Below are 22801 nucleotides of genomic sequence, written 5' to 3'. Positions count from 1 at the left end.
GACATAACGAGCAGGCGCGAACCGGGCGGACCGGCCCCGGTCACGGCTCGCCGCGCCGCACCGCCCCCGGCGCCCGCCTCGCGGGCCGGTCCGCCCGGTTCGCCGAGGTCAGCTGCCACGGCACCGAGATCACCATCACGCCGGGCGTGAACAGCAGCCGGCTCTTCAGCCACAGCGCCGACTGGTTGTGCAGCAGGTTCTCCCACCAGCGCCCGACCACGTACTCGGGGATGAACACCGCGACCGCGTCCCCGGGCCGGTCCGCCTTGAGTTCCCGCACGTGCGCGACGACCGGCTTGGTGATCTCCCGGAACGGCGACGCCAGGACCCGCAGCGGCACGTCCAGCCCGCTGCCCTCCCACGCGGCGCGCAGTTCCGCCGTCGCCTCGGGCTCGACGTCCACGGTCACCGCCTCGACGGTGTCGGGCCGGAACGCCTCCGCGTAGCCGAGGGCCCGCAGGGTGGGCTTGTGCAGCTTGGAGACCAGCACCACGGCGTGGACCCGGCGCGGGCGCGAGCTCTCCGCGGCGACGTCCTCGACGGCGAGTTCGGCGGCGACGGTGTCGTAGTGGCGGCGGATGCCCCGCATGGTGAGCCAGAGCAGCAGGGCGGCGACCACGGCCAGCCAGGCGCCCTGGGTGAACTTGGTGATCAGCACGATGACCAGCACCAGCGCGGTGGTGACGGCGCCCAGTCCGTTGATCAGCCGGGAGCGCCGGGCGGAGGCCCGCACCGCGGCGTCGGTCTCGGTGGCCAGCGCCCGGTTCCAGTGCCGGACCATGCCGATCTGGGACAGCGTGAAGGAGGTGAACACGCCGAGGATGTACAGGTGGATCAGGCTGGTGACGTCCGCCTGGTAGAACCAGAGCAGGCCGCCGGCCACCACGGCGAGCGCGATGATGCCGTTGGAGAAGGCCAGCCGGTCGCCGCGGGTGTGCATCTGCCGGGGCAGGTAGCGGTGCTGGGCGAGGATCGAGGCGAGCAGCGGGAAGCCGTTGAAGGCGGTGTTCGCGGCGAGGATCAGCACCAGCGCGGTGACGGCCTGGATGAAGTAGAAGAGGATCGTGTCGGAGCCGCCGAAGACGGTCGCGGCGAGCTGCGCGATCACGGTCTGCTGGGTGTACGAGTGGCAGTCGCCGGCCAGGCCGGTGAGCCGGCAGGCGTCCTCGACGTAGTGGACGTGCGAGGTGAGCGCGAGCAGCGTGACGCCGGCGAACATCACCACGGCGACGATGCCCATCACGGCCATGGTCGCGGCGGCGTTGCGGGACTTCGGGGCGCGGAACGCGGGCACGCCGTTCGATATCGCCTCGACGCCGGTGAGCGCGGTGCAGCCGGAGGCGAAGGCGCGCAGGCCGAGCATCAGCAGCCCGAGGCCCTGCAGGGAGTCCTTGCCGTCGAGCGCGGCGACGCCGAGGGCGGCGGTGGGGGCCTGCGGGTTGTCGCCGAAGGCGAGCCGGACCAGGCCGGTGACCACCATCAGCAGGATGCCGCCGATGAACAGGTAGGTGGGCGCGGCGAAGGCCCGACCGGATTCCCGGACACCGCGCAGGTTCATCGCGGTGAGCAGCGCGACGAAGCCGACGGCGAGCGCCACCCGGTGCTCGGCGAGTGAGCCGAACGCGGAGATGATGTTGTCGACGCCGGAGGCCACCGAGACGGCGACCGTCATCACGTAGTCGACCAGCAGCGAAGCGGCCACCACCAGGCCGGAGTTGGCGCCGAGGTTGCGGGACACCACCTCGTACGAGCCGCCGCCGCTCGGGTAGGCGTGCACCACCTGCCGGTAGGACATCACCACGACGGCCATCAGCCCGATCACGCCGGCGGCGACCCACGGGGTGAGGTACAGGAAGGCGGTGCCGCCGACGGTGAGGACGAGCAGGATCTCGCCGGTCGCGTAGGCCACCGAGGAGAGCGGGTCGGAGGCGAAGATCGGCAGCGCGAGCCGTTTCGGGAGCAGCGTCTCGCCGAGTTCCTCGCTGCGCATGGCGCGGCCGATCACGAGGCGCTTGAGCGCCTGGGGGAGGTTGAACACAGGACGGGAGCGTATGCGTCAGCGCCGTTAAGACAAGCAGCCCGTCCATTCCTGATACCGACAGCATTTCCGCAGGCCAGAGGCGGTGACGCCGATCGATTCGAAGGCCGGAGCAGCGTTAACGCCTGCCGTTAAGGATTCGTCAAGGTCGCACTGCGGACGCCGCAAATCACCCGAAACCGGTCACCGGGCGGTCGGCAGCCGGGCCTCGATGGCGGCCAGCGCGGCCCTGATCGCCGCCACGTCGTCCTTGTCGGCGACCTGGTCGCCGTCCTTCAGCTTCACCAGCAGGGTGCCGCCGGGCTCCAGCACGATCAGCGCGGTCTCCTCGACCGCGTCGCCGCCCTGGTGCCGGATCGCCACGTCCAGGTCGGGCACCCGGATGCCCTGCCGGGCGATCGCCCGCCGGTCGTACGCGCCGTTCCGGGCCAGCACCGTCGGCGTCCCGTCCAGCAGCCGGTTGAACCAGTCCCAGCGGGCCGCCTGCCGCACCAGCACCCAGTCGGTCAGCAGCAGCACCAGCGCCCCGTACAGGCCGCCGGTCACCGAGTTGTCGTCGCCGATCACGGCGTTCTGCACCACGTTCGACAGCAGCAGCATGACCACCAGGTCGAAGGTGTTCAGCTGGGCCAGCCCGCGCTTGCCGATCACCCGCAGCAGCACCAGCAGCGCCAGGTACACCAGCACGGTGCGCAGCGTCTTCTCGCCGTACGAGATCCCCGCCTGGAACATGTCGTGCCACATGCCCGCCACCGTAGGCACCGGTGCGACCGGCGCACCGGTGCCCACGCCCGCGCTCGCCCGGACGGGCTACGGGCCACGGGCGGCGGGCTACGGGCGGCGGGTGGCCAGCAGCAGGCCGGTCGAGCAGTTCAGGTGGACGGCGTGCAGGTGGGGGTCGGTGGTCAGGCGGTCGACCAGCGCGGTGACCGCGGCGGCGTGGCCGGCGGGCCAGGTCGGCTGCGGCAGCAGGTCGTCGACCAGGTAATGGCCGCCGGGGGCGAGCAGGCCCAGCGCCTGGTCGAGGTGGTGGAACTTGCCGGGCCAGGTGTCGGCGAAGACCAGGTCGAACGTGCGGCCGGCCAGCGCGTCGATCAGCTCGGCGCCCTCGCCCACCACCAGCTCCACCCGCGGGTCGGCCCCCAGGTGTTCGGCCGCGATCGCGGCCACCGCCGGGTCCTGCTCGACGCTCAGCAGGGTGGCGCCCGCGTCCATGCCGCTCAGCAGCCAGCTGGTCGACGCGCCCGCGCCCGTCCCGAGCTCCAGTATCCGCCCGCCGGGCCGGGCCGCGGCGAGGGTGCGCAGCAGCTGCCCGGTTCCCAGGTCGCAGGACATCTCGAACCCGAGCGCCGCGCAGCCCTCGGTGATCGCGGCGAGCACGGCGGCGTGGGAGTCGGTCGTGGTGAGCGTCATGGTGCGGCCTCCGGTGGGGTGACGGTCCGTCAGTGGGCGCACACCGTACCGGCGGCAGCGGGGCCCGCTCCGCGAATTCCACTCCCTGGACAGCCGGGCCCGGCGGCCCCCGCCGTTCGCCGCGGCGCGGCGGGCCCGACCCCGACGGGACGACGTCCGGTGGCGGATCGGGGCGGCGCGGTGAGGGTGACTTCCTGGGGGGGAGCCCCGGAACGCCTCACCGGAAAGAGCGAGAGATGCCCGTAGTCACCGAACCGTACAAGACCGGCACTCCGTGCTGGGTCGATCTGATGGCGAAGGACCAGCAGGCGGCGCTGGACTTCTACCGCGACCTGTTCGGCTGGCAGGGGCAGCCCGGCCCCGCCGAGTTCGGCGGGTACGCGGTCTGCCAGCTGGACGGCCGGGCAGTCGCCGGCATCGGCCCCGCGATGGCGCCCGAGGGCATGCCGGAGCCGCCCACCGTGTGGACCGGCTACCTGGCCACCACCGACGCGCAGGCCACCCAGGACGCGATCGTCTCGGCCGGCGGCACCCTGCTGGCCCCGGTGATGGACGTCGGCAAGCTGGGCCGGATGCTGATCGCCGCCGACCCGCAGGGCGCGGTGTTCGGCGTCTGGCAGCCCGGCGAGTTCTTCGGCGCGCAGGTGGTCAACGAGGCCGGCGCGGTGGTCTGGAACGAGCTGCACACCAGCGACATCCCGGCCGCCACCGCCTTCTACGGCGAGGCGTTCGGTATCGAGATCGAGCCAATGGAGGGCGCGGACAACTACTGGGCGCTGCGGGTCGGCGGCCGCGATGTCGGCGGCGCCACACTCCTCGCCAACGACCCGCCGGGCACCCCGGCCCACTGGCTGACCTACTTCGCGGTGGACGACGTCGACTCCACCGTGGACGCGCTGGTGCGCTCCGGCGGCACCGTGCTGGCCCCGCCGTTCGACATGATGGCGGGCCGGATGACGGTGGTCGCCGACCCGCAGGGCGCGCCGTTCGCGATGATCAAGCCGGTGCCGATGTAGGAGCCCCTCCTCCCGAAGTCGAGAAGCCGCCCGTCCGGGTCCGCCCGGGCGGGCGGTCCGGTGTGTCGCCGGCGGTCCGGCGTGGCGCGGGCCGTCCGGCGTGGCGCGGGCGGTCCGGCGGGTCAGGGCACCACGGGGCCGCAGGTGAACAGCAGCGGGAGCACGGGCGCGGCGGCGGCGGTGAGTGCGGCGGCGGCGCGCAGCGCGGGGTGCGGGGCGGCGGCGGGAGCCAGCAGGCGGCGCACCCGCAGCAGGGCGGCGGTGCCGCCGGCGGCGAACGCGGACTGCGGGACGGGGCCGCCGGCCACCCGGTACATGGCGGCGGCGAGCACGGTGCGCGGGTGGCGGCGGACGGCGCGGTCGTCGGCGGCCATCTCCAGCAGCAGCGGGGTCTCCCGGGCGGCGAGCCGGGCCAGCGGGAGGAACGGGAAGGCGGCGGCGAGCGCGTCGGCGGCGGTGCGGGCCAGGTGGTGGCGGCCGGCCACGTGGGCGCGCTCGTGGGCGAGGACGGCGGCGAGCTGCTGGGGCGTCAGCAGATCGAGGGCGCCGCGGGTGAGCACGATCCGGGCGCGGCGGCCGGGCAGGCAGTACGCGGCGGGGGTGTCGTGGTCGAGGACGTGCGCGCCGAGGCGCGGGTCGCGGGCGGCGACCAGGTCGAGCAGGGTGCGGTGGCGGCGGCGGTGCCGGGCGGTGCGGACCAGCACGGCGGCGTACCGGCCGAGTGGCCAGGCCGCCGCCGCGGCGGGCAGCAGCAGCCGCCAGGCCTGGCCGGGGCCGGTGGCGAGCAGGCCGCCGGGGTGGTCGACGCCGCACAGGTGCATCAGGCCGGCCAGTCCGAGGTGCAGGTGGACGCCGGGGACGGCCAGGTGGTGGGCGGCGAGCACCAGCGCGGTGACGAAGGAGAGCGTCAGCCCCTGCCAGAGCGCGACGGCCAGCCGGGGCGCGCGGTGCGTCCAGCGGGCCCGGGCCAGTGGCAGCGGGGCGAGCACGCCGACCAGCAGGGCGTAGCCGAGCAGCGCGAGGGCGGCGGTCACCGGGCGGCTCCCGGGCCGCCGTCGCCGGGCCGGCCGCCGGGCTGGTCGCGGCCGACGGACTCGATGGCGGCGCGCAGCGCGTCGAGCTCCTCGGGGGTGAGCTGTCCGACCAGGTGGGCGAGGGCGCCGGTGGGATTGGGGCTCTCGCCGAGGACGTCTCGCATCAGGGCGGCGCTGTACGCCTCGCGGGTGCAGGCGGGCCGGTAGTTCCAGGCCCGGCCGGACTTCTCGCGGCGCAGCATGCCCTTGCGGTACAGGATGTCGGCGACCGTCATGACGGTGGTGTAGGCCAGCGGCCGGGACCGGTTGAGGTCGTCGACGATCTCCCGGACGGTGGCGGGGCGGCCCCAGGTCCACAGGCGGTCCATGATCTCCGCCTCCAGGTCGCCGAGTCTGCGCACTGCCGTTCCGCCCTTGGTGCCGTCGTCCGGTGGTCGGGCTCATCGTAGTGGGCCGGGGGTGGCTTGCCGGTCGTTCTACTGAACTACTAAGTTGTCTCGTAGTGAACGCCCGGACGGCGGGTGCCCCGACCCGAGGAGAGACCGCAGCGATGGGAACGCACCGCCGCGCCCGGCCCGCCGGACGCGCCAGGACGGCCGTCCTCGGCGCGGCCGCCGGCGCCGCCGTCCTGCTGCCCGCCGGCACCGGATGGGCCGAGCCCGCCCCGAGCCTCGACCAGGTGAAGGCGAAGGTCGACGGCCTGTACGAGGAGGCCGAGGCGGCCACCGAGGAGTACAACAAGGTCGACGAGCGGGCCAAGCAACTCCAGGACCAGGCCGGGAAGTTGCAGGACCGGCTGGCCGGGCAGCAGGAGAAGGTCCTGCAGTTCCAGGAGACGCTGGGCGCGCTGGCCGCCGAGCAGTACCGCAGCGGCGGCCTCGACCCCGGCGTGCAACTGATGCTCAGTGCCTCCCCCGACGAGTACCTGCGGCGGGCCGGCCTGCAGGACCTGGCCGGCGGGCAGCAGGCCGACGCGCTGCGCAGCGCGCTGCGGCTCCAGCAGTCGATCGACCAGGAGCGCGCCGAAACCGCCGCCAAACTGGCCGAGTTGGAGCAGGCCCGGAGCACGCTGACCGCCAAGAAGGCCGAGGTGCAGGCCAAGCTCGGCGAGGCGTCGCGGATCCTGGCCGGCCTGAAGGCCGCCGACCGGGCCCGCGTCCTCGGCGACAACAACCAGGCGGCGTCCCGCAGTTCGGCGCGCGGCCAGACCTACACCGGGCCCGCCACCGGCCAGGTCAAGGCCATCCTGGACTTCGCCTACGCCCAGATCGGCAAGCCCTACCAGTGGGGCGCCGCCGGACCGAACTCCTTCGACTGCTCCGGCCTCACCCAGATGGCCTTCCGGGCCGGCGGCGTCAGCCTCCCCCGGGTCTCCCAGGACCAGTGGAACGCCGGCAAGCGCATCGCCAAGGCCGACATCCAGCCCGGCGACCTACTCTTCTACTACAACGACCTGCACCACGTCGGCATCTACATCGGCAACGGCAAGCTTCTGCACGCCCCGCGCACCGGCAAGAACGTCGAGATCGTCGGCATCGACGTGATGCCGTACATGGGCGCCGTCCGCCCCTGACCGGGCCCGCCCGGGCTCAGCGCAGGCGGCGGGCGCTCACCTCCTGGTCGAGCCGCCAGCTCGCCCCGCCGTCGGTCGAGCGTTCGTTGCGCCACTGGAAGCTGTCGGCGGTGGTGTCGGCGAAGGTCCAGCGGACCAGGGCGGCGGCGGTGGCGCGCTCCATCACGATCTCGTCGTCGATCTGCCGTGCGTACATGTGCAGTTGGTCGCCGCGGGCGGTGCCGTGGAAGGTGAACCGCCAGAGCTGGAGCCGCGCGTCCCAGATCCGCACGCACAGACCGCACTCCTGGTCCGCGGTGCGGCCGGTGTCGGCGAGGTCCTGCGGCCCGGGCCAGCGCCAGACGTCCAGGACCGCGCGGCCTTCCAGCGCGTAGCCGAACTCCCATTCGCCGCTGACCCGGTGGGTCGGTGAGCCGTCGGCGGGGTGGTGGGTGATCACGGTCGCCCAGTGTCCGGCGAGCCGTCCGAACTGCTCCATCTCGGCCGGGTGGTCGGGGCCGGGGCCGGTGGCGAGCAGGGTCTTCATGCGTGCGTCTCCGTGGCGGTGAGCGGGGACAGGGCGGTGGCCAGGCAGGCGGCGATGGCGGCGGCGTGGACGCCGTCCGGGTCGAGTTCCGGGTCGTAGACGGCGACGTCGAGTCCGGCGACGCGGCCGGTGCGGACCAAGGCGGCGACCAGCTCGGCGAGTTGGGCGTAGTCCAGACCGGGGCGGCCGGGTGAGTCGACCGCCGGCAGGACGCGTTCGTCGAGCACGTCGAGGTCGAGGTGCAGCCAACTGCGCTCCAGGCCACGGTGCTTGAGGCGGTCGAGCACCCGCTCGGCCAGGTCGGCGACGCCCGTCGACCGGATCTCCCGGGCGGTGAAGCGGGCGAACGGGAGTTCCGCCGCGTCCTCCCGGTCGCCGATCTGAATCACGTCTTCGTCCGCGACCAGCGGCCGGCCCACCAACGGCCAGTGGGTGAGCAGCAGTTCGCCCCGGCCGGTGGCCAGCGCGAGGTCCATGCCGGCGGCCGAGCCCAGGGCCGTGCCGGTGCCGTGGTTGCCGGGGTGGCGGAAGTCGTTGTGGCCGTCGAGGTGGACCAGGCCGCAGCGTCCGGACTGCCGGGCGCCCAGCAGGCAGCCGAGCAGGATGCTGCAGTCGCCGCCCAGCACGACCGGGAAGCGGCCGGCGGCGAGCGTCTCGCGGACGGCCCCGGCGAGCCGCAGCGTGTGCTCGCGGATGGTCACGCCGTTGCGGATGCGGGTCGCCGGCTGCGGGTCGAATTCGTAGGTCGGACGGTCGAGTTGCACCACCCGGGCCGGCCGCAGCAGCCGAGCCGCCCCCGCCGACAGCAGGGCCTGCGGGGCCCGCCAGGTTCCGGGTTCGCGGCCGGGTGCGGGCGGGCGCAGGCCGAGGTTCCACGGGGCGGCGAGGAGCTCGACGGCGGCAGCCACGGCTGTCTCCTTCCGGTAGCAGGGGATTCCAACCGGATAACATCCGTACACTGGTTGGACATGATCGGGCAAGACCTGAAAGGCGGTCAGACGTGGCGGGAACCGTCCGGGCCCACACCTTCGAAGGCCGCGACCTGCTCGCCGGGCACCTCGTCCTCGACCTGGTGAACACCGTCACGGCCCGCGACGCGGAGCCGGTCGACCGGCTCGACGGCTATCCGCGCCTGCTCGAATGGGCGGCCCTCACCGGCGAGTTCGACCCGGCCGCCCTCGCGGACCTGCGGCAGATGGCCGAGGCCGACCCGGCCGGGGCCGCACGGGCGCTGGACCGCGTCCGCGAGCTGCGCGAGGCGGTGCACGAGCTCGTCACGGCGCTGCTCGGTGCGGCGCTGCCCGACGAGGCGCTGCTCGGCGCGGGCGGGCCGGCTCCGGCGGCGGCGGTCGAGCGGGTCGAGGCGCACGGGAAGCGGGCGGTCGCCGCCGCGCGCCTCACCGTCCGGGGCGGCACGCCGCGCTGGGAGGCCGGCGTCGAGACCTCTGAACTCGACTTCCTCGCCCACGACTTGGCGCTGCGGGCGTTCGACCTGCTCCGGTCGGCGCCGTGGCAGCGGGTCCGTTTCTGCCCCGGCATGCGGTGTGGATGGCTCTTCATCGACAAGTCGAGGGGCGGGGGCCGCCGCTGGTGCTCCATGGCCACCTGCGGCAACTCCGCGAAGGGCCGCACCCACTACCGGCGGAAGCGGGACACCGCCGGCGAGCCCCGTCCGTAGCCCCGCACGGGGGATGGGCGGCCCGGCATCGTGCTGCCGGCCGCTGCGTCCCGCAGTTCGGCCCGCTGTGTCCGGGGCGCTCCGGCGGCGGTACCTCGGGCGCTCAGGATGCGCGCCCGGCCTGCTCGCCGAGGGGCAGGCACTCGGCGAGCAGGGCCAGGACGTCCTGCCAGGCGCGGGCGGCCTGGCGGGGGTGGTGGGCGACGCCGGGCAGGACCTCGTGGTCGGCGGTCGGGTGGTGGAAGGCGTGCTGGGCGCCGCCGTAGACGGTGAGGCGCCAGTCGACGCCGGCGGCCTGCATCTCGGCGGCGAAGGCGTCGCGCCGCTCGGCGGGCATGATCGGGTCCTCGGAGCCGACGCCGGCCCAGACCGGGCAGGCGATGTTCGCGGCCTCGCCGGGGCGGCCGGTGACGAGCCCGTTGACGGTGCCGATGGCCCGCAACGGGTAGCCCTCGCGGCCGAGTTCGAGGCCGATCGCACCGCCGGTGCCGTAGCCGACGGCGGCGATGCGGTCGGGGTCGGTGCGCGGTTCGGCGAGCAGCACGTCGAGCGCGGCGTGGCCGATGGCGCGCATCCGCTCCGGGTCGTCGAGCAGCGGGAGGGCGCGGGCCAGCATCTCCTGCGGGTCGGCGATCCAGCGGCCGCCGTTGATGTCGAAGGCCAGCGCGACGTAACCGAGTTCGGCGAGGGCGTCGGCCCGCTCGCGCACGGCGTCGCTCAGGCCGGGCCCTTCGGGGCCGATCAGGACGGCGGGCCGGCGGCCGGTGCCGGCCGGCAGCGCGAGGTGGCCGACCATGGTGAGGCCGTCGGCGGGGTAGCGGACCGTGCGGGTGGTGACCGTCGTCGTCATGCGGCCCGACCCTACGGAGTGTCGGGCCCGGTCGGTACGGTCTTAGCTGCGGGCAGAGCGGAAGGGGCGAACGGCGTGCTGTTGCGCGATGTCACGGCGGGGGACGTCGAGGCGTACGTCCGGATGCGCTGCGATCCGGTGATGATGGCCGAGTTGGGCGGTCCGCTGCCGGCCGGGGGGATGGCCGAGAAGGTCCGGCTGGACGTGGAGCGGACGGCGGCGGACGACTGGTGGGTCCGGATGATCGTGCCGGACGCCGCCGCGCCGGAGCTGGTCGCGGGGACGGTGACGCTCTGGCCGCACGAGGAGGACGGGGCGCGGATCTCCGAGATCGGCTGGATGGTGCTGCCCGAGTTCCAGGGCCGCGGGCTGGCCAAGCGGGCCGTCCGCGAATTGCTGGAAGCGGCCCGCGCGGACGGGCGCTGGGGCCGGGTGCACGCCTTCCCGGGGGCGGCCAACGGGCCGTCGAACGGGCTGTGCCGCGCGCTCGGCTTCGAACTGCTCGGCGAGCGCGACACAGTGTTCGCCGGGCGGCTGCTGCGCACCCGCCACTGGGTGATCGACACCTCCGGACCGGACGCCCGCACGGCGCGCTGACGCCCCGGCCCCGGGCGGGGGCCGGGGCGTCGGGTCACCACTCGCGGGGCTGCGCGGCGGCCGGAGGGTGCGGACGGGCGGGCGCGCGGTGAGGCGGACACCGGAGGGCGGGCGGCGCGGCGCGGGGATGGCCGGCGGGCGGGACTGCTGGAACATGCGGAAATCCTCGTTCTCGATCGGCGGCCCGCCGGTGGGACGGGGCGGGTCGTGTGCGATCAGCATGGGCGGCCCGCCCGGCGGCGTCCGGACGGCGCAACGGGAAGCCACCCGAACGGGCCAGGGCCGCCCTCCCGCCCGGCCCGGTAGCAGCCTGTGCCAGGATCGGGCAGCAGGCCGCCCCGGCACGGACGCCCGCGGCCGGATCGGAGTTGGACTGTGGCCCCTGTCGTCGCTCCCGCGCCCCTGCTGCTCCAGGACGGGCGGCCGGCCGCCGCCGGCTGGTCGCTGGACCCGTCGATGCGGCACCTGAACCACGGCTCGTTCGGGGCGGTCCCGCTGGCCGCGCAGCGCGAGCAGCAGCGGCTCCGGGACGAGATGGAGCGCTCCCCCGTGGTGTGGTTCCCGGCGCTCCCCCGCCGGGTCGCCGGGGCGCGCACCGCGATCGCCGAATTCCTGCGCGTCCCGGCCGAGTTCACCGCCCTGGTGCCGAACGCCAGCGCGGGCGCCAGCACGGTCTACGGCAGCCTGCCGCACCGGCCGGGCGGGGAGGTGCTGGTCACCGACCACGGCTACGGGGCGGTCACCATGGGCGCGGCCCGGCTGGCCCGGCGCTGGGGCGGCTCGGTCCGCACGGCGCACGTGCCGCTGGCGGCCGGACCGGCGGAGGCCGCGGCCGCCGTGCTGGAGCAACTGGGCGACCGGACGGCGCTGGTGGTGCTGGACCAGGTCACCTCCGCGACGGCGCGCCGGCTCCCGATCGACCTGATCGGCCCGGCCGCCCGCGAGCGCGGCGTCCCGCTGCTGGTGGACGCCGCGCACGCCCCCGGCCTGTCCGAGGACCCGCGGGCGGGCCTGGACTGCGACGCCTGGGTCGGCAACCTGCACAAGTTCGGCTGCGCGCCGCGCGGCACCGCCGCGCTCGTCGCCCGGGGCGAACTCCGGCACGCGCTCTACCCGCTGATCGACTCCTGGGGCGCGGAGGAGCCGTTCCCGGAGCGCTTCGACACCCAGGGCACAGTGGACGCCACCGGCCCGCTGGCCGCGCCGGCCGCGCTCGACTTCGTTGCCGGGCAGTGGGGTTGGGACCGGGCCCGCCGGTACATGACCGAACTGGCCGACTACGCGGAGGCGTTGATCGGCGAGGCGATGGGCGAAGCGACCGGAGAGCCGGCCGCGGCGGAGGTCGGCATGCCGGTCAACGCGCTGCGCCTGGTGCGGCTGCCGGCCGGACTGGGCCGGACCCGGCTGGAGGCGGACGGCCTGCGCGACCGGGTGGCGGCCGAGTTGGGTGTCGAGGCGGCCTTCACCAGTTTCGGCGGGACGGGGTACTTCCGGCTCTCCACGCACGTGTACAACACGCCCGCGGACTACGAGTACTTCGCCGAGCGGTGCGTACCGGTGCTCTGCGACTGGGCCCTGAAGGCCCGCCAGGAGGCTTAGCGCGATGGGGAGCTATCGCCGGGTCGAGCCGGGCGAGCGGCGGGTGCAGGTGGATCTGCCGGTGGAGCTGGCGGAGTGGCTGCAGGGTTTCGCCGAGCTCTCGCACCGTTCCGTGGCGGCGGTGGTGCGGGGGCTGCTGGAGGAGGAGCGGCGGCGGGTGGAGGCGAACTGGTCCCCCCGCCGGTGAACGCCTCCAACCGCCCTTGCCACCAATCTGGTTGACGATACCGGCTACCGGCTCTACCGGCCGAGTTCGTAGTCGAGGTGGATGCGGTGGGTGCCGTCCTCGTCGATCACGATGCTGCCGGTGCCGGTGATGCCGGCCAGGCCCGCGGTGCCGCTGCCGGGGACGATCACGAAGTACTCGCCCTCGCGGCCGGCGCCGAGCGTGGTCGCGGAGTGCGCGAAGTTGAAGGCGCCCTCGGCCTCGTGCAGGCGGCCGGCGAAGGACTCCATGGCGAGGTAGGTGCCGACGCCCGCGGCGTGGTCGAAGGCGGAGGTGAACAGGGTGGTGGAGCGGCCCGCGATCTCGCCCTGGAACTCCTTGCGCATGGTGGCCACGCCGACCCCGACGGCGGTCGTGATGTCGCCCGCCGGGACGGGCGCGGGGGTGAACTCGGGGACGGTGAAGGTTCCTGATGCTCGCATGGACGTGATGCTAGGGGCCGCCACCGACAACGGGGATCAGGGCGCGGGTACGACCCATGCCGGGTAGGCGGCCGGCGCGGTGCGGCCGCGGCGGCGGGCCACCGCACCGAGGATCGCGGCCAGGGCGAGGAGGAGCAGGCCGAGCAGGCCCAGTGCGACGACGATTCCCAGCCGCGCGGCGGTGCCGGGCACGTCGCGGGCCTTGACGGTGTCGAGCGGGACGGCGCCCCACACCCGCGAGTCCAGGGAGTTGGCGCGGTGGTCGCCCATCACGAACATCCGGCCCTCGGGGACGGTGACGTCGAAGCAGCGGAAGCCGTTCACCGTGCCGGACCGCAGGTACGGCTCGTCGAGCGGCGCGCCGTTCAACTGGACGGGCTGGTCGCCGCACTGGGAGACGTGGTCGCCGCCGAGCGCGATCACCCGCTTGAAGTGGCCGACGGCCGGTCCGGACTCGGTGGCGTACCGGAAGACCACCACGTCGCCGCGCCGCACCTGACCGGGGTCGACAGCGGCCGTCACGACGCGCTGACCGGGCCGGTAGGTCGGCGCCATGTCGGAGCCTCCGACGGCCGTCGTGCTCGGGCGCAGCGCCAGCCCGTAGCCGAACCCGCCGAGCACGAGCAGCACCCCGAGGACCGCTACGACCAGGGCCGCCCTGCCGAGTCGACTCCATCGCCGCATGTGCACACACCCGTTCCGCGCTTCGAACGCCCATGCGGTGCGCGTGGGCGTTCGGGAGTGTAGCGGGGGCCGGGGCCGGCGGTGACGGGCGGTCAGCCCTCGGGCTCGCCTCAGTCCTCCGGGTCTTCCCAGTCCTCCCAGTCCTCCGGTTCGGGCTCGACCACGCGGGGCGCGGCCACCCAGCCGGCCGCCAGCACCAGCCGCGAGGCGCGGTGCACGGCCAGGAACGCGAAGGGCCGGTCGAAGTCGGCTTCGATCCGCCGTACCACGTACGGGGGGAGCCTGGTCGGGCCGAGGCCGGCGCCGGCCCCCACCCCGAGGGCGGTGACGGCGGCGGCCCGGAAGCCTTCCGGGCCGAACAGCGCGGTGGCGGACTGCGCGGCCGCGCCGATCGCGAGCGGCTCGGAGCTGATCCCCGGGAAGTGCCCCCGGGTGGCGTCGGTGGCGGCGCGCAGCCCGAACAGCTCGGCGTCCGCCAGCAGGTCGTGTTCGGCGGACAGCTCGAACTCCACGGTCCACACTGCGAGTTGCTGCTCGCGCTGGTAGCTCCGCCGCCAGCCGGCCCGCAGGCCGGGGCCGGGCTCGCCGTCGGCGAGGGTGCTGCCGGGGCGCAGGGTGCGGGGCTGTTCGGCGGCGCGGACGGCGGCGGCGAGGACGGCGCCGGGGTCGGCGTCCTCGGTGCCCAGGCAGAGGTGGACGTCGATGCCGTCCCGGCCGAGCACGTGCAGCACGGTGAGCGGGCCGGCCTCGGTGTCGGCGACGCCGACCCGGTCGAGCAGGGCGGTGGTGCGGGACAGCCCGTTGACGAGCAGGTCGCCCCACGGGCCACCCCGCGGCAGGTACGGGCGGGCGTCGAACGGCCGGATCCAGTCGGTGCGCAGGGTGAGTGCGCCGGCCAGCAGAAGTTCGGTGTTCTCCTCGACCGCGATCGGCATCCGGGGGATCGCCCCGGCGGTCCGCTCGGCGGCCCAACGGTCCAGCTCCGCCCGGTTCTTGTCCTTGTCCGGTCCGAGCAGGCCGTGGCTGTGCGGGGGCAGGGCGGCCGTCCAGCGCAGTTCGACGGGCAGGTCGGCGCGGGTCCACACGCCCAGGGCGACCTCGACGCCGCGCAACTCGCCGAGTGCGTCGACCAGTTCCCGTCCGGCCTGGGCGGCCCGATGCGGCTGGACGCCCAGCGCGAGCCCGAGTTCGGCGGCGGCCGGGCCGGCGGCCCGGCGGCGAGGAAGGCGAGCGGCGCCCAGGCCGAGGGGGCGCTGAACGCGGTGTTCTGCCCGGGCGTCGCGGCCCTCCGGGCCCACCGGGCCGTCAGGTCGTTGACGGCGCGGACGGTGTGGGACGGGATCGGCACGGCGGGCAGCTCCTCGGACGGCGGTTCCGCTGCGGAGCGTAGGGCAGCGCCGGAGCGCGCCGCGACCGATTATCGGACCTGTCCTGCCGATCCGGCTTGTCCGGCTCGTCCGGGTCCTGGGGCGGCGGTCTCCGCGTCCAGCCAGGCCAGATAGCCGGGCGCCCCGGCGGTGATCGGCACGGCGATCACCTCCGGGGTGTCGTACGGGTGCAACTCGACGATCCGGCGGACGAGTTGCGGCACGAGCGCGGCCCCGGTCTTGAGGTCGATCCGCCACTCGGCGGCGTCCTGGACCTCGCCGTCCCACCAGTACACGGACCGGACGGGGTGGAGCTGCGCGCAGGCGGCGAGGCGTTCGCGGACCAGGGTGGTGGCGAGGGCGCGGGCGGCTTCCTCGTCCTCGTGGGTGGTGGTCACCACCAGGTGCTGGTGCTGGGGCTCGGTCATGGGCCGAGCCTACGGGGGTCGGGAGGGAGGCCCTGGGCGGCTTCGGACGAATCGGGGTGGCGTCGCTGAACTGGGTGCGGGTGGTGCCGGACGAGTCCGTGTGGTGTCGGTGCGGGTGCGGCGCGTGGCGCGCCATGGCGGCTCGGGCACCCCGCGCTCGGGCCGCCATGGCGCTTGACGGTTGACGGCCGCACTCCCGGTTTTCCCCTCCCGGGGAGTGCGGCCGCGCCGCCGCTTCGGGTGGCTTGTCGTCGCTGACCGCCCCTCGTGGGGGTGGGTGCGGTCAGCGACGGGACCAGAGGGCGGGAACGTTCGGCGGTTCCCAGCCGACGAAGGCGGTGTGCGCCTGGATGCAGACGTACGTGACGCCGTTGTAGGTCACCTGGTCGCCGGCCTTGTAGCTGGTGCCGGCCTTCCAGGTGGTGGTCCCGCCCGGCGAGGAGCTCGGGCTCGGGCTGGACGACCCGGTCGGGCTGGTGCTGGGCTTCGGCGTCCCGTTGACGTTCAGCACGAAGTCGAAGCTGGCCTCGCGCCCGTTGCCGACCTGACGGACGGTCATCACCAGCGCCGGGTCGAAGATGGTGTCGGTGGCGTTGCGCGGCTCGTTCGGGAAGTACAGCTGGGTGGTGAGGATCGGCTGCCCGGGGGCCTGCACCTTGACGTGGATGTGCCGGGTGCGGCCCGGGTAGAGGCCCGGCACGATCGTGGTCAGCGTGTACGCGCCGTTGGCGTCGCTGAACTGGTGGCCGCGGAAGGTGTAGCCGCTGTTGTCGTAGTTGCCGTTGGTGTCGGCCTGCCAGAAGTCCAGCAGCGCGCCGGAGATGGGGGCGCAGTTGCGGCCGAACACGTAGCCGCTGACGGTCAGCGGGGTGCCGGGGGTCCCGGCGGTGACGAGGCTGGTGCGCAGCGGGGAACCCGGCTTGAAGTACGGGCCCTCGATCTGCTCGCCGGTGGGCGCGTCGCCGTCGTGGCAGTCGGGGGTGAGCGGGGCCGCCGTCCCGCCGGCCGCGGCGGTGTCACGGGCCAGTGCGGTGCCGCCGCCGATCAGCACCGGTACGGCACCGGCCAGCGCGGCGGCCTTCAGCAGGCTCTTCCGGCTGATCTGCCGGTCGCCCAGGGGGTTGTGGGGGGTGGACATGGCTCTCCGTTCGGGTGCTTCGTCGGTCGCCGGCCGCTCGGATTCCGCTGGTTGGGACATGACACCTGGAGAGGTCGGGTGTCCCCGGTCGGCGGCGCTGTGGGGTGCCTCAGACGCTAGGCGCTGCCGGGCGGGCCGTCGATGGACGGGGGCCGCCGGACGTGGTGCATTCCTCAGCAGAGCTTTACCCGCGGTTGAACCTGCGGCGCGTTCCCGTTTCCGCGTTCCTGGTCCCCTCACCCTCCCCGCCCCTCCCTCCGCGCCCTCGGGGCGCCGGCGCTCAGCCGGCGCGTTCGCGGAACTCCCCCGGGGTGCGGCCGACTTCGCGCCGGAAGAAGCGGCAGAAGTAGGCCGGGTCGGAGAAGCCGGCCGCGAGTGCAACCTGACGGACCGTCATGTCCGTCGTGGCGAGCAGGCGTTTGGCCTCCAGAGTCTGCTGCTCGCGGATCAGGCGGGCCGGGGTGCGGCCGGTGGCCTCCTTCACCACCTCGTGCAAGTACCCGGCGGAGACGCCGAGTTCGCGGGCCAGCGCGAGCACCGAGCGGTCGGTGCGGTCGGGCTCGGCGATCAGCCGGTTGAACCGTTCGGCCAGCGGATGCACCGGCGCCCGCGGCGCGGTCGTCCCGTCGGGCCCGCCCTCGCGGGCGACGCGCAGCGCCCGCACCAGCAGGACGTGCAGCAGCGCCTGCAGGACGCCCAGCCCGCCGTCCAGCCCCGCCCGGTACTCGGCCGTCAACTCGCGCAGCAGCCGGACCAGTTCGCCGTGCCCGTGGTGCGAGGGCCGGGACGCGGTGGCCCCGGCCAGGGTGCGCAGCAGGGTGAGGTCCTCCGGGTGCCGGTGCAGGAAGTCCTCGTTGAACAGCAGTACCCAGCCGTCCAGTTGGCGCGCGCGCTCCCAGTGGTGCACCTGCCCGGGCAGCACCACGTACAGCACCGGCGGCTCGATCCGGTACTCCGCCAGGTCCACCACGTGCGTCCCTGTCCCCCTGGTGACGTAGACCAGTTCGTAGAACGAGTGGCGGTGCGGGAAGTCCGCCCGGGAGAGCGGACCGATGGAGTCGAAGCTGCCGGCGGCGAACGGCAGCAACCCGGGGTCCGGCACGTCCAGGTCGTGCAGTTCGAGTCCGGCGGGTGGTCGGAGCGTCATCGCGCCAGTGTGCGCAGACACCCCGCGAACCGTCCAGTGGTCCAGACCATCGCTGGTCATGGGCGGCGGCCGAGGGGAGGAAAGGGGGAGGGAAAGGGTAGGGAAAAGTCGACCACCAGGTCTCGACCTGGGCCTGCTGACGTCACCCCGGCCGCCGACTGGAATGGACGGGTGCCCATTCCCCGTCTTCAACTCGTGCCGGACCGACGCTGGTTGTGGCCGACCGGCTGGCTCGCCTGCGCCGCCTGGGCGGCTCTCTTCCCGCTGCTGTCGCCGCTCGGTCCGCACCGCGCCTGGGGCGCCGTCGCCGCCGTCGGCTACCTGGTGGCGGCGGCGCTGTCCGCGCTCGTCCGGCAAAGGGGCGGACAACTGGCCGCCGCCGTGGTGGCGTTCGGGCGGGTGCGCTGCTGCCGCTCGCCCTGGCACTCGGGGCAGGCACGGGCCAGAGCGAGGTGACGGTGATCGGCCGGGCCGGCGAGAGGCTGCTGGCGCACGGCTCGCCGTACGTCGAAGCGCCCGTAGAGGTGGCGGACTTGACGCCGTACCTGCCCGGCATGGCGGCGTTCGGCCTGCCGAGAGGGCTGCTCGGCGCGGACACCGCGCTCGGCGACCCGCGACTGTGGTGCGCGGCGGCGTTCCTGGCGGCGCTGGGCGGCGCCTGGCACCTGCTCAGGCGGCCCCCAACAGGAGCGCAGCCACCGCCCGCGCCCCGCCCAGCCGGTACACCTGCTCAACCGCTGTTCGGCCGGGGCACGTTGCCGTCCCGCACGGCATCCACCGGCCCGCACGCGGGACAGTCCGCGACCGCACTCCGCACCTCGCTCGTGACCTGTCCGTCCGCACAAGCACCGGCCGCGGGGCGCGAGTTGCTGCACCACCCGGCCGCCCCGCGCGCAGCACTGTCCGCAGCGGGAACGCGGGTACCGCTCGCGGCTCGCGCCTCCGAGTGGCCCGGGCCGGCCGGGATGCCTGCTCAACCACCCGCCGGCCGGCACACGTTGCCGCACCTCCCGGTCGGCCCCCGCGTCGGGCGGCCCACGGCGGGAGCGCGGCCGCCGGCCGCACCGGCACCCACCCGCCCGGCCGAGTTGTCCCGCCGGCCGAGCGCCGGCCGCCCGAACCGTCCGCGCGCGGGGCCGGGGTGGTGGCGTTGACGGCCTCGCCGGTGGTGGCGTTGCCGTTGGTGGTGAGCGGGGTCGATCTGCCGATGACCGGGCTGCTGTGTCTGGCGCTGGCGTTTGCTTCGCGGGGCCGTGGCGGCGGTGCCGGGTTGGCGTTGGCGGCCGCCTGTGCGTTGAAGTGGACGGCGTGGCCTGCCGTTCCGGTGGCGTTCGCGTTGCTGGCGGCCGTGGCCGGTCGGCGGGCGGCGTGGCGTGGTGCCGGGGTCGCGGTGGCGGGGCGGGCGCCTTGGTGCTGCCCTGGGCGCTGATCGCGCCGGGGCCGATGGCGCGTCAGGTGTTCGCGTTCCCGCTCGGTCTCGGCGCGTGGCGGACGCCCGCCGCGAGTCCGCTGCCGGGTCGGCTGCTCGCCCAACTCGGGCCGGCTGGTTGGTGGCTGGCGCTCACGGTGCTGCTGCTCGGCGGACTCGCGGTGGCCGTCTCGCTGGTCCGGCGCCCGCCCGCGAACGCGGTGGCTGCGGCGGACCGCCTGGCGATCGGCCTGGCCCTGGCGTTCCTGCTCGCACCGGCCGGCCGCTTCGGCTACCTGGCGCTGCCGGTGTTCCTCGCGGTCTTCACGCGCCTCACCGGACCCCCGGCCACGCCGCTCGCGGTCGACGACGCCCCGCCCGCCGCTGCACCCCGTCAACTCCCCTGAGCCGAACGAACCTTCACGACCGATCCCGCTGCGAGGCCGCGCCCCATGCCCACCACACTGATCGTCACCAACGACTTCCCGCCCCGGCAGGGCGGCATCGAGACCTTCGTCCATGCGATGGCCGTCCGGATGCCCGGGCACGAGGTGGTCGTCTACACCTCCGCCGAGCCGGGCGCGGAGGCGTTCGACCGGACCCTCCCGTTCCCGGTGGTCCGCGACCGCTCGCGGATGCTGCTGCCGACCGGCCGAGTGACGCGTCGCGCCGTCGAGTTGGCCCGGGCGCACGGGTGCGAGCGGGTGTGGTTCGGGGCGGCGGCACCGCTGGCCGCGATGGCGCCCGCACTGCGGCAGGGCGGTGTGCGGCGGCTGGTGGCCACCACGCACGGCCACGAGATCTGGTGGGCGCGGACGCCCGGGGCCCGCGCCCTGCTGCGCCGGGTCGGTGCGCACTGCGACGTCGTCACCTACCTCGGCGAGTACACCCGGCAACGGATCGGGCCCGCGCTGGGCCCGGGTGCGGGGCTGGAGCGGCTGGTGCCGGGTGTCGACCCGTCGCTGTTCCGGCCCTCGGCGAGCGCGCGGCGGACGGTCCGCGAGCGGTACGGGCTCGGGGACGCGCCGGTGGTGCTGTGCGTGGCCCGACTGGTGCCGCGCAAGGGGCAGGACATGCTGGTCCGCGCCCTCCCGCTGATCCGCCGCCGCGTCCCGGGCAGCACTCTGCTGCTGGTCGGTCAGGGCCCCGACGAGACGCGCCTGCGGCGGCTGGCGGAGCGTCATGCCCCGGGCGCGGTGGTCTTCGCGGGCGGGCACCGGCACGGCGACACCGCTCCGTTCTACGCGGCGGCCGACGTCTTCGCGATGCCGTGCCGGACCCGCCGCGCGGGCCTGGAGGCGGAGGGCCTCGGCATCGTCTTCCTGGAGGCCTCGGCCAGCGGCCTCCCGGTCGTCGCGGGCCGCTCCGGCGGCGCCCCGGACGCCGTCCTCCCGCACCGCACCGGCACGGTCGTCGACGGCCGCGATCTGCCGGTGCTCGCCGACGCCGTCGCCTCGTACCTGGAAGACCCGCCCCACGCGGCGGAGTTCGGCCGAGCCGGCCGCGCCTGGGTCGAACGGCAGTGGACCTGGGACGCCTCCGCCGCCCGCCTGAACGCCCTCCTCGCCGACACCACCACCCCACCGGACCGGCTCCCGACCGAGCCCCGGCCACGCTGACGCCGCCCCCGGCAAACCGCCCGGCCGATTCCGGGCAAGGGCGCCGCGCAAGGGCCGCGGCGGCGTCAGGCAGGCTCGGCGGCAGGGCGGTTGCGGTAGGCGAGGACCGCGAGAACGCGCCGGTTGCCCTCGGTCGGGTCGAGGTCGAGCTTGGCGAAGATGTTGCCGGCGTGCTTGACCACGGAGGCTTCGGTGACGGTCAGGCGTTGGGCGATGGTCTGGTTGTTGAAGCCCTCGGCCATCAGCGCGAGGACTTCGTGTTCGCGCGGGGTGAGGCGGCGCAGCGGGTCGTCGGCGGTGCGGTGGGCGAGCAGGATGCGGACGACTTCCGGGTCGATGACGGTCTGCCCGGCGGCGACGCGTTCGAGCGCGTCGGTGAAGTCGGCGACGTCCATCACCCGGTCCTTGAGCAGGTAGCCGAGGCCGCCCCGGTCGGCGGTGGCCGCGCCGAGCAGGCGGGTCGCGTAGGCGGTGGCGACGTACTGGGAGAGCACCAGGACGGGCAGGCCGGGGTGGCGTTCGCGCAGGTGGAGCGCTGCCCGCAGGCCCTCGTCGTGGTGGTCGGGCGGCATCCGGACGTCCGTGAGGACGATGTCGGGGCGGTCCGCGTCGACGGCGGCGATCAGCTGTTCGGCGTCGCCGACCTGGGCGATGACCCGGTGGCCGAGCCGGGCGAGGAGTTCGGTGAGACCGGCCCGCAGCAGGACGGCGTCCTCGGCGATCACGATCCGGAGCACGGTACCTCCAGGCGCAGGTGGGTCGGCCCTCCGGCGGGGCTGGTCACGGTCAGTCGTCCTCTCAGGATGGCCACCCGGTCGGCGAGTCCTTGCAGGCCCGCGCCGGCGTCGGGGTCGGCGCCGCCGCGGCCGTTGTCGGTCACGGACAGCACCAGGGTGTCGCCGTCGAGCGCGCCGCGGACGGCGATCTCGTCGGCGTGGCTGTGTTTGGCGGCGTTGGTCAGCGCCTCGGTGACGGTGAAGTACGCGGCGCTCTCCACCGGGCCGGGCAGTCGGTGCGGCAGGTCCAGGTCGACCAGCACCGGCACCGGGTGGCGCAGCGCCAACTCGGCGACCGCGGCCGGGAGTCCGTGGTCGGTGAGCACCTGCGGGTGGATGCCGCGCACCAGCGAGCGGAGCTGGTCCAGGGCGAGGCGGGCCTCGGCGCGGGCGCGGCCGACCAGCGCGGCGGCCGGGCTGTCGAGGCCGTGCAGTTCGAGTTCGGCGAGGCCCAGGGTCATGCCGAGGGCGACGAGTTGCTGCTGGGCGCCGTCGTGCAGGTCGCGTTCGATCCGTCGGCGTTCCGCTTCGAAGGCGTCCGCCAACCGGGCCCGGGAGCGCGTCAGTTCGACCACCTGCGCGCCGAGGTCGTCGTCCCGGACGGTCAACAGCAGCCGGGCGAGCCTGACTTGGATGCCGGCCACCAGCGCGCCGCTGTACGCGGCGACGACCAGTCCGAGCAGTCCGACGGCGCTCGCCGCGAGCCCGTCCAGCGGGCCGGAGACCGGGCGGCCCGGCAGCAGCATCACCGTGTCCGGGCTCACCGCCCAGATGAACACCGGCGCGGACAGCAGCACGGCGCAGAACCCGAGCAGCGCCGCGAAGAGCAGCCCGACGGCGGTGAACACCGTCGACTGGAGCGCGGCGTAGGCCAGTTCGCGCCACGTGGCCCGCTCGCGCAGCCGAGTGCGGAGCCACCGTTCCGTCACCGTCCGGTGCGGGTCGGCGAGCCGGACCGGTTCGACCAGGCGCAGGCGGCGGCGCTCCAGCGCCCCGACGGGAACGCCGAGGGCCGCCGTCGCGGCGAGGATCGGCACGCCGATGCCGACCACGGCCAGCGTGATGCCCAGCAACTCGCCGACGAGCAGCGCCAGCAGGACCACGGCGCCCTGCACCGCGCCGCTCAGCAGCAGCGCCCAGATCCGCCACGGCCAGCCCGACACCAGGAACCGCAGCGGCCGCCGCACCGCCACCCACACCGCGACGTCCATCCGTGGCCCCCTTCCCCGTCCGCGCCCGACTCCACCCAGCGGCCGCCCGGC

The 22801-nt window shown here is 74.9% G+C and carries 25 protein-coding genes; 9 read left to right on the top strand and 16 right to left on the bottom strand.

All coding sequences use genetic code 11. The features are described 5' to 3' along the window. Positions 1-40: 40 nt before the first annotated feature. From KCH_RS29155 to KCH_RS29145, 3 genes are all read right to left on the bottom strand, one after another. Positions 41-2038: an APC family permease gene (locus tag KCH_RS29155; protein ID WP_035867861.1), complete on the bottom strand. Its 1998-nt coding sequence runs from the start codon at positions 2036-2038 to the stop codon at positions 41-43. 183 nt (positions 2039-2221) lie between these two features. Further along, positions 2222-2782, bottom strand: a complete 561-nt coding sequence (locus KCH_RS29150; protein ID WP_035867859.1) for a DUF421 domain-containing protein — start codon at positions 2780-2782, stop codon at positions 2222-2224. 87 nt (positions 2783-2869) lie between these two features. Beyond that, positions 2870-3451, bottom strand: a complete 582-nt coding sequence (locus KCH_RS29145; RefSeq protein ID WP_051653570.1) for an O-methyltransferase — start codon at positions 3449-3451, stop codon at positions 2870-2872. A 236-nt stretch (positions 3452-3687) separates the two neighbouring features. On the opposite strand from KCH_RS29145, the gene KCH_RS29140 reads away from it, so the two are divergent. After that, positions 3688-4467, top strand: coding sequence for a VOC family protein (locus KCH_RS29140; RefSeq protein WP_035867857.1), 780 nt, complete (start codon positions 3688-3690; stop codon positions 4465-4467). A gap of 122 nt (positions 4468-4589) precedes the next feature. On the opposite strand, the gene KCH_RS29135 is transcribed toward KCH_RS29140, so the two are convergent. Both KCH_RS29135 and KCH_RS29130 read right to left on the bottom strand, forming a co-directional pair. Beyond that, the gene (locus KCH_RS29135) at positions 4590-5501 is read right to left on the bottom strand and encodes a M56 family metallopeptidase (protein ID WP_035867855.1); all 912 of its coding nucleotides are present in this window, start codon (positions 5499-5501) and stop codon (positions 4590-4592) included. After that, positions 5498-5902 (bottom strand): BlaI/MecI/CopY family transcriptional regulator, encoded by a 405-nt coding sequence (locus KCH_RS29130; RefSeq protein ID WP_051653569.1) that lies wholly within the window; start codon positions 5900-5902, stop codon positions 5498-5500. Before KCH_RS29130 ends, KCH_RS29135 begins: the two co-directional genes overlap by 4 nt. Before the next feature lie 149 nt (positions 5903-6051). On the opposite strand from KCH_RS29130, the gene KCH_RS29125 reads away from it, so the two are divergent. Continuing rightward, positions 6052-7074, top strand: coding sequence for a C40 family peptidase (locus tag KCH_RS29125; RefSeq protein ID WP_035867853.1), 1023 nt, complete (start codon positions 6052-6054; stop codon positions 7072-7074). A 16-nt stretch (positions 7075-7090) separates the two neighbouring features. Here the strand turns inward: KCH_RS29125 and KCH_RS29120 are convergent, their stop codons facing one another. Together KCH_RS29120 and KCH_RS29115 are read right to left on the bottom strand one after the other, a co-directional pair. Further along, on the bottom strand, positions 7091-7600 hold the full coding sequence (locus KCH_RS29120; protein ID WP_035867850.1) for a hypothetical protein: 510 nt from the start codon (positions 7598-7600) through the stop codon (positions 7091-7093). Continuing rightward, a complete protein-coding gene (locus KCH_RS29115; RefSeq protein WP_035867848.1) occupies positions 7597-8508 on the bottom strand; it encodes an arginase family protein in 912 nt (303 codons plus the stop codon). The genes KCH_RS29120 and KCH_RS29115 overlap by 4 nt, the downstream gene beginning before the upstream one ends. Positions 8509-8600: 92 nt before the next feature. On the opposite strand from KCH_RS29115, the gene KCH_RS29110 reads away from it, so the two are divergent. After that, complete coding sequence (locus tag KCH_RS29110) at positions 8601-9278, top strand: CGNR zinc finger domain-containing protein (RefSeq protein WP_035867846.1); 678 nt, start codon at positions 8601-8603, stop codon at positions 9276-9278. Positions 9279-9381: 103 nt separating this feature from the next. On the opposite strand, the gene KCH_RS29105 is transcribed toward KCH_RS29110, so the two are convergent. Continuing rightward, positions 9382-10128, bottom strand: a complete 747-nt coding sequence (locus KCH_RS29105) for a dienelactone hydrolase family protein (protein WP_035867844.1) — start codon at positions 10126-10128, stop codon at positions 9382-9384. A gap of 75 nt (positions 10129-10203) precedes the next feature. On the opposite strand from KCH_RS29105, the gene KCH_RS29100 reads away from it, so the two are divergent. The 3 genes from KCH_RS29100 (at position 10204) to KCH_RS29090 (ending at position 12511) form a co-directional block, all read left to right on the top strand. Next, positions 10204-10725, top strand: coding sequence for a GNAT family N-acetyltransferase (locus tag KCH_RS29100; RefSeq protein ID WP_035867842.1), 522 nt, complete (start codon positions 10204-10206; stop codon positions 10723-10725). Positions 10726-11100: 375 nt separating this feature from the next. Continuing rightward, positions 11101-12324: an aminotransferase class V-fold PLP-dependent enzyme gene (locus tag KCH_RS29095; protein WP_035867841.1), complete on the top strand. Its 1224-nt coding sequence runs from the start codon at positions 11101-11103 to the stop codon at positions 12322-12324. Between the two features lie 4 nt (positions 12325-12328). Beyond that, entirely contained in the window at positions 12329-12511 is a 183-nt protein-coding gene (locus KCH_RS29090) for a hypothetical protein (RefSeq protein ID WP_035867839.1), read from the top strand. A gap of 53 nt (positions 12512-12564) precedes the next feature. Here KCH_RS29090 and KCH_RS29085 read toward each other — a convergent pair whose 3' ends face one another. The 6 genes from KCH_RS29085 to KCH_RS29060 form a co-directional block, all read right to left on the bottom strand. Continuing rightward, the gene (locus tag KCH_RS29085) at positions 12565-12972 is read right to left on the bottom strand and encodes a DUF3224 domain-containing protein (RefSeq protein ID WP_035867836.1); all 408 of its coding nucleotides are present in this window, start codon (positions 12970-12972) and stop codon (positions 12565-12567) included. A gap of 36 nt (positions 12973-13008) precedes the next feature. Then, positions 13009-13656 (bottom strand): signal peptidase I, encoded by a 648-nt coding sequence (gene lepB / locus KCH_RS29080; protein WP_063750197.1) that lies wholly within the window; start codon positions 13654-13656, stop codon positions 13009-13011. 110 nt (positions 13657-13766) lie between these two features. Next, a complete protein-coding gene (locus tag KCH_RS29075) occupies positions 13767-14954 on the bottom strand; it encodes a serpin family protein (RefSeq protein ID WP_244305478.1) in 1188 nt (395 codons plus the stop codon). A gap of 119 nt (positions 14955-15073) precedes the next feature. After that, on the bottom strand, positions 15074-15451 hold the full coding sequence (gene cutA, locus KCH_RS29070) for a divalent-cation tolerance protein CutA (protein ID WP_051653567.1): 378 nt from the start codon (positions 15449-15451) through the stop codon (positions 15074-15076). 283 nt (positions 15452-15734) lie between these two features. After that, positions 15735-16589 carry a dioxygenase family protein gene (locus tag KCH_RS29065; RefSeq protein WP_035867835.1) on the bottom strand — a complete coding sequence of 285 codons (855 nt, stop codon included), beginning with the start codon at positions 16587-16589 and terminating at the stop codon, positions 15735-15737. Between the two features lie 280 nt (positions 16590-16869). Further along, a complete protein-coding gene (locus KCH_RS29060) occupies positions 16870-17736 on the bottom strand; it encodes a helix-turn-helix domain-containing protein (protein WP_051653566.1) in 867 nt (288 codons plus the stop codon). Between the two features lie 171 nt (positions 17737-17907). Between KCH_RS29060 and KCH_RS37970 the strand changes: the two genes are divergently transcribed. From KCH_RS37970 to KCH_RS29045, 3 genes are all read left to right on the top strand, one after another. After that, on the top strand, positions 17908-18192 hold the full coding sequence (locus KCH_RS37970; protein WP_157032232.1) for a hypothetical protein: 285 nt from the start codon (positions 17908-17910) through the stop codon (positions 18190-18192). Between the two features lie 951 nt (positions 18193-19143). Further along, on the top strand, positions 19144-19551 hold the full coding sequence (locus KCH_RS45180) for a hypothetical protein (protein WP_244305477.1): 408 nt from the start codon (positions 19144-19146) through the stop codon (positions 19549-19551). Between the two features lie 45 nt (positions 19552-19596). Then, positions 19597-20763 carry a glycosyltransferase family 4 protein gene (locus KCH_RS29045; RefSeq protein ID WP_035867833.1) on the top strand — a complete coding sequence of 389 codons (1167 nt, stop codon included), beginning with the start codon at positions 19597-19599 and terminating at the stop codon, positions 20761-20763. Positions 20764-20828: 65 nt separating this feature from the next. On the opposite strand, the gene KCH_RS29040 is transcribed toward KCH_RS29045, so the two are convergent. Next, positions 20829-21500: a response regulator gene (locus KCH_RS29040; RefSeq protein WP_035867831.1), complete on the bottom strand. Its 672-nt coding sequence runs from the start codon at positions 21498-21500 to the stop codon at positions 20829-20831. Further along, positions 21485-22750, bottom strand: coding sequence for a sensor histidine kinase (locus KCH_RS29035; protein WP_035867830.1), 1266 nt, complete (start codon positions 22748-22750; stop codon positions 21485-21487). The genes KCH_RS29040 and KCH_RS29035 overlap by 16 nt, the downstream gene beginning before the upstream one ends. Positions 22751-22801: the final 51 nt, after the last annotated feature.

The sequence above is a fragment of the Kitasatospora cheerisanensis KCTC 2395 genome, from assembly GCF_000696185.1.
Lineage (GTDB): Bacteria > Actinomycetota > Actinomycetes > Streptomycetales > Streptomycetaceae > Kitasatospora > Kitasatospora cheerisanensis.
This window is presented reverse-complemented; position numbering and strand designations above follow the sequence as displayed.

What these genes read in the sequence shown, in the direction of transcription:
- KCH_RS29150 (WP_035867859.1), bottom strand. Translation starts at nt 2,782, where the DNA reads ATGTGGCACGACATGTTCCAGGCGGGGATCTCGTACGGCGAGAAGACG.
- KCH_RS29145 (WP_051653570.1), bottom strand. Translation starts at nt 3,451, where the DNA reads ATGACGCTCACCACGACCGACTCCCACGCCGCCGTGCTCGCCGCGATC.
- KCH_RS29140 (WP_035867857.1), top strand. Translation starts at nt 3,688, where the DNA reads ATGCCCGTAGTCACCGAACCGTACAAGACCGGCACTCCGTGCTGGGTC.
- KCH_RS29125 (WP_035867853.1), top strand. Translation starts at nt 6,052, where the DNA reads ATGGGAACGCACCGCCGCGCCCGGCCCGCCGGACGCGCCAGGACGGCC.
- KCH_RS29120 (WP_035867850.1), bottom strand. Translation starts at nt 7,600, where the DNA reads ATGAAGACCCTGCTCGCCACCGGCCCCGGCCCCGACCACCCGGCCGAG.
- KCH_RS29105 (WP_035867844.1), bottom strand. Translation starts at nt 10,128, where the DNA reads ATGACGACGACGGTCACCACCCGCACGGTCCGCTACCCCGCCGACGGC.
- KCH_RS29090 (WP_035867839.1), top strand. Translation starts at nt 12,329, where the DNA reads ATGGGGAGCTATCGCCGGGTCGAGCCGGGCGAGCGGCGGGTGCAGGTG.
- KCH_RS29085 (WP_035867836.1), bottom strand. Translation starts at nt 12,972, where the DNA reads ATGCGAGCATCAGGAACCTTCACCGTCCCCGAGTTCACCCCCGCGCCC.
- lepB (WP_063750197.1), bottom strand. Translation starts at nt 13,656, where the DNA reads ATGCGGCGATGGAGTCGACTCGGCAGGGCGGCCCTGGTCGTAGCGGTC.
- cutA (WP_051653567.1), bottom strand. Translation starts at nt 15,451, where the DNA reads ATGACCGAGCCCCAGCACCAGCACCTGGTGGTGACCACCACCCACGAG.
- KCH_RS29065 (WP_035867835.1), bottom strand. Translation starts at nt 16,589, where the DNA reads ATGTCCACCCCCCACAACCCCCTGGGCGACCGGCAGATCAGCCGGAAG.
- KCH_RS29060 (WP_051653566.1), bottom strand. Translation starts at nt 17,736, where the DNA reads ATGACGCTCCGACCACCCGCCGGACTCGAACTGCACGACCTGGACGTG.
- KCH_RS29045 (WP_035867833.1), top strand. Translation starts at nt 19,597, where the DNA reads ATGCCCACCACACTGATCGTCACCAACGACTTCCCGCCCCGGCAGGGC.
- KCH_RS29035 (WP_035867830.1), bottom strand. Translation starts at nt 22,750, where the DNA reads ATGGACGTCGCGGTGTGGGTGGCGGTGCGGCGGCCGCTGCGGTTCCTG.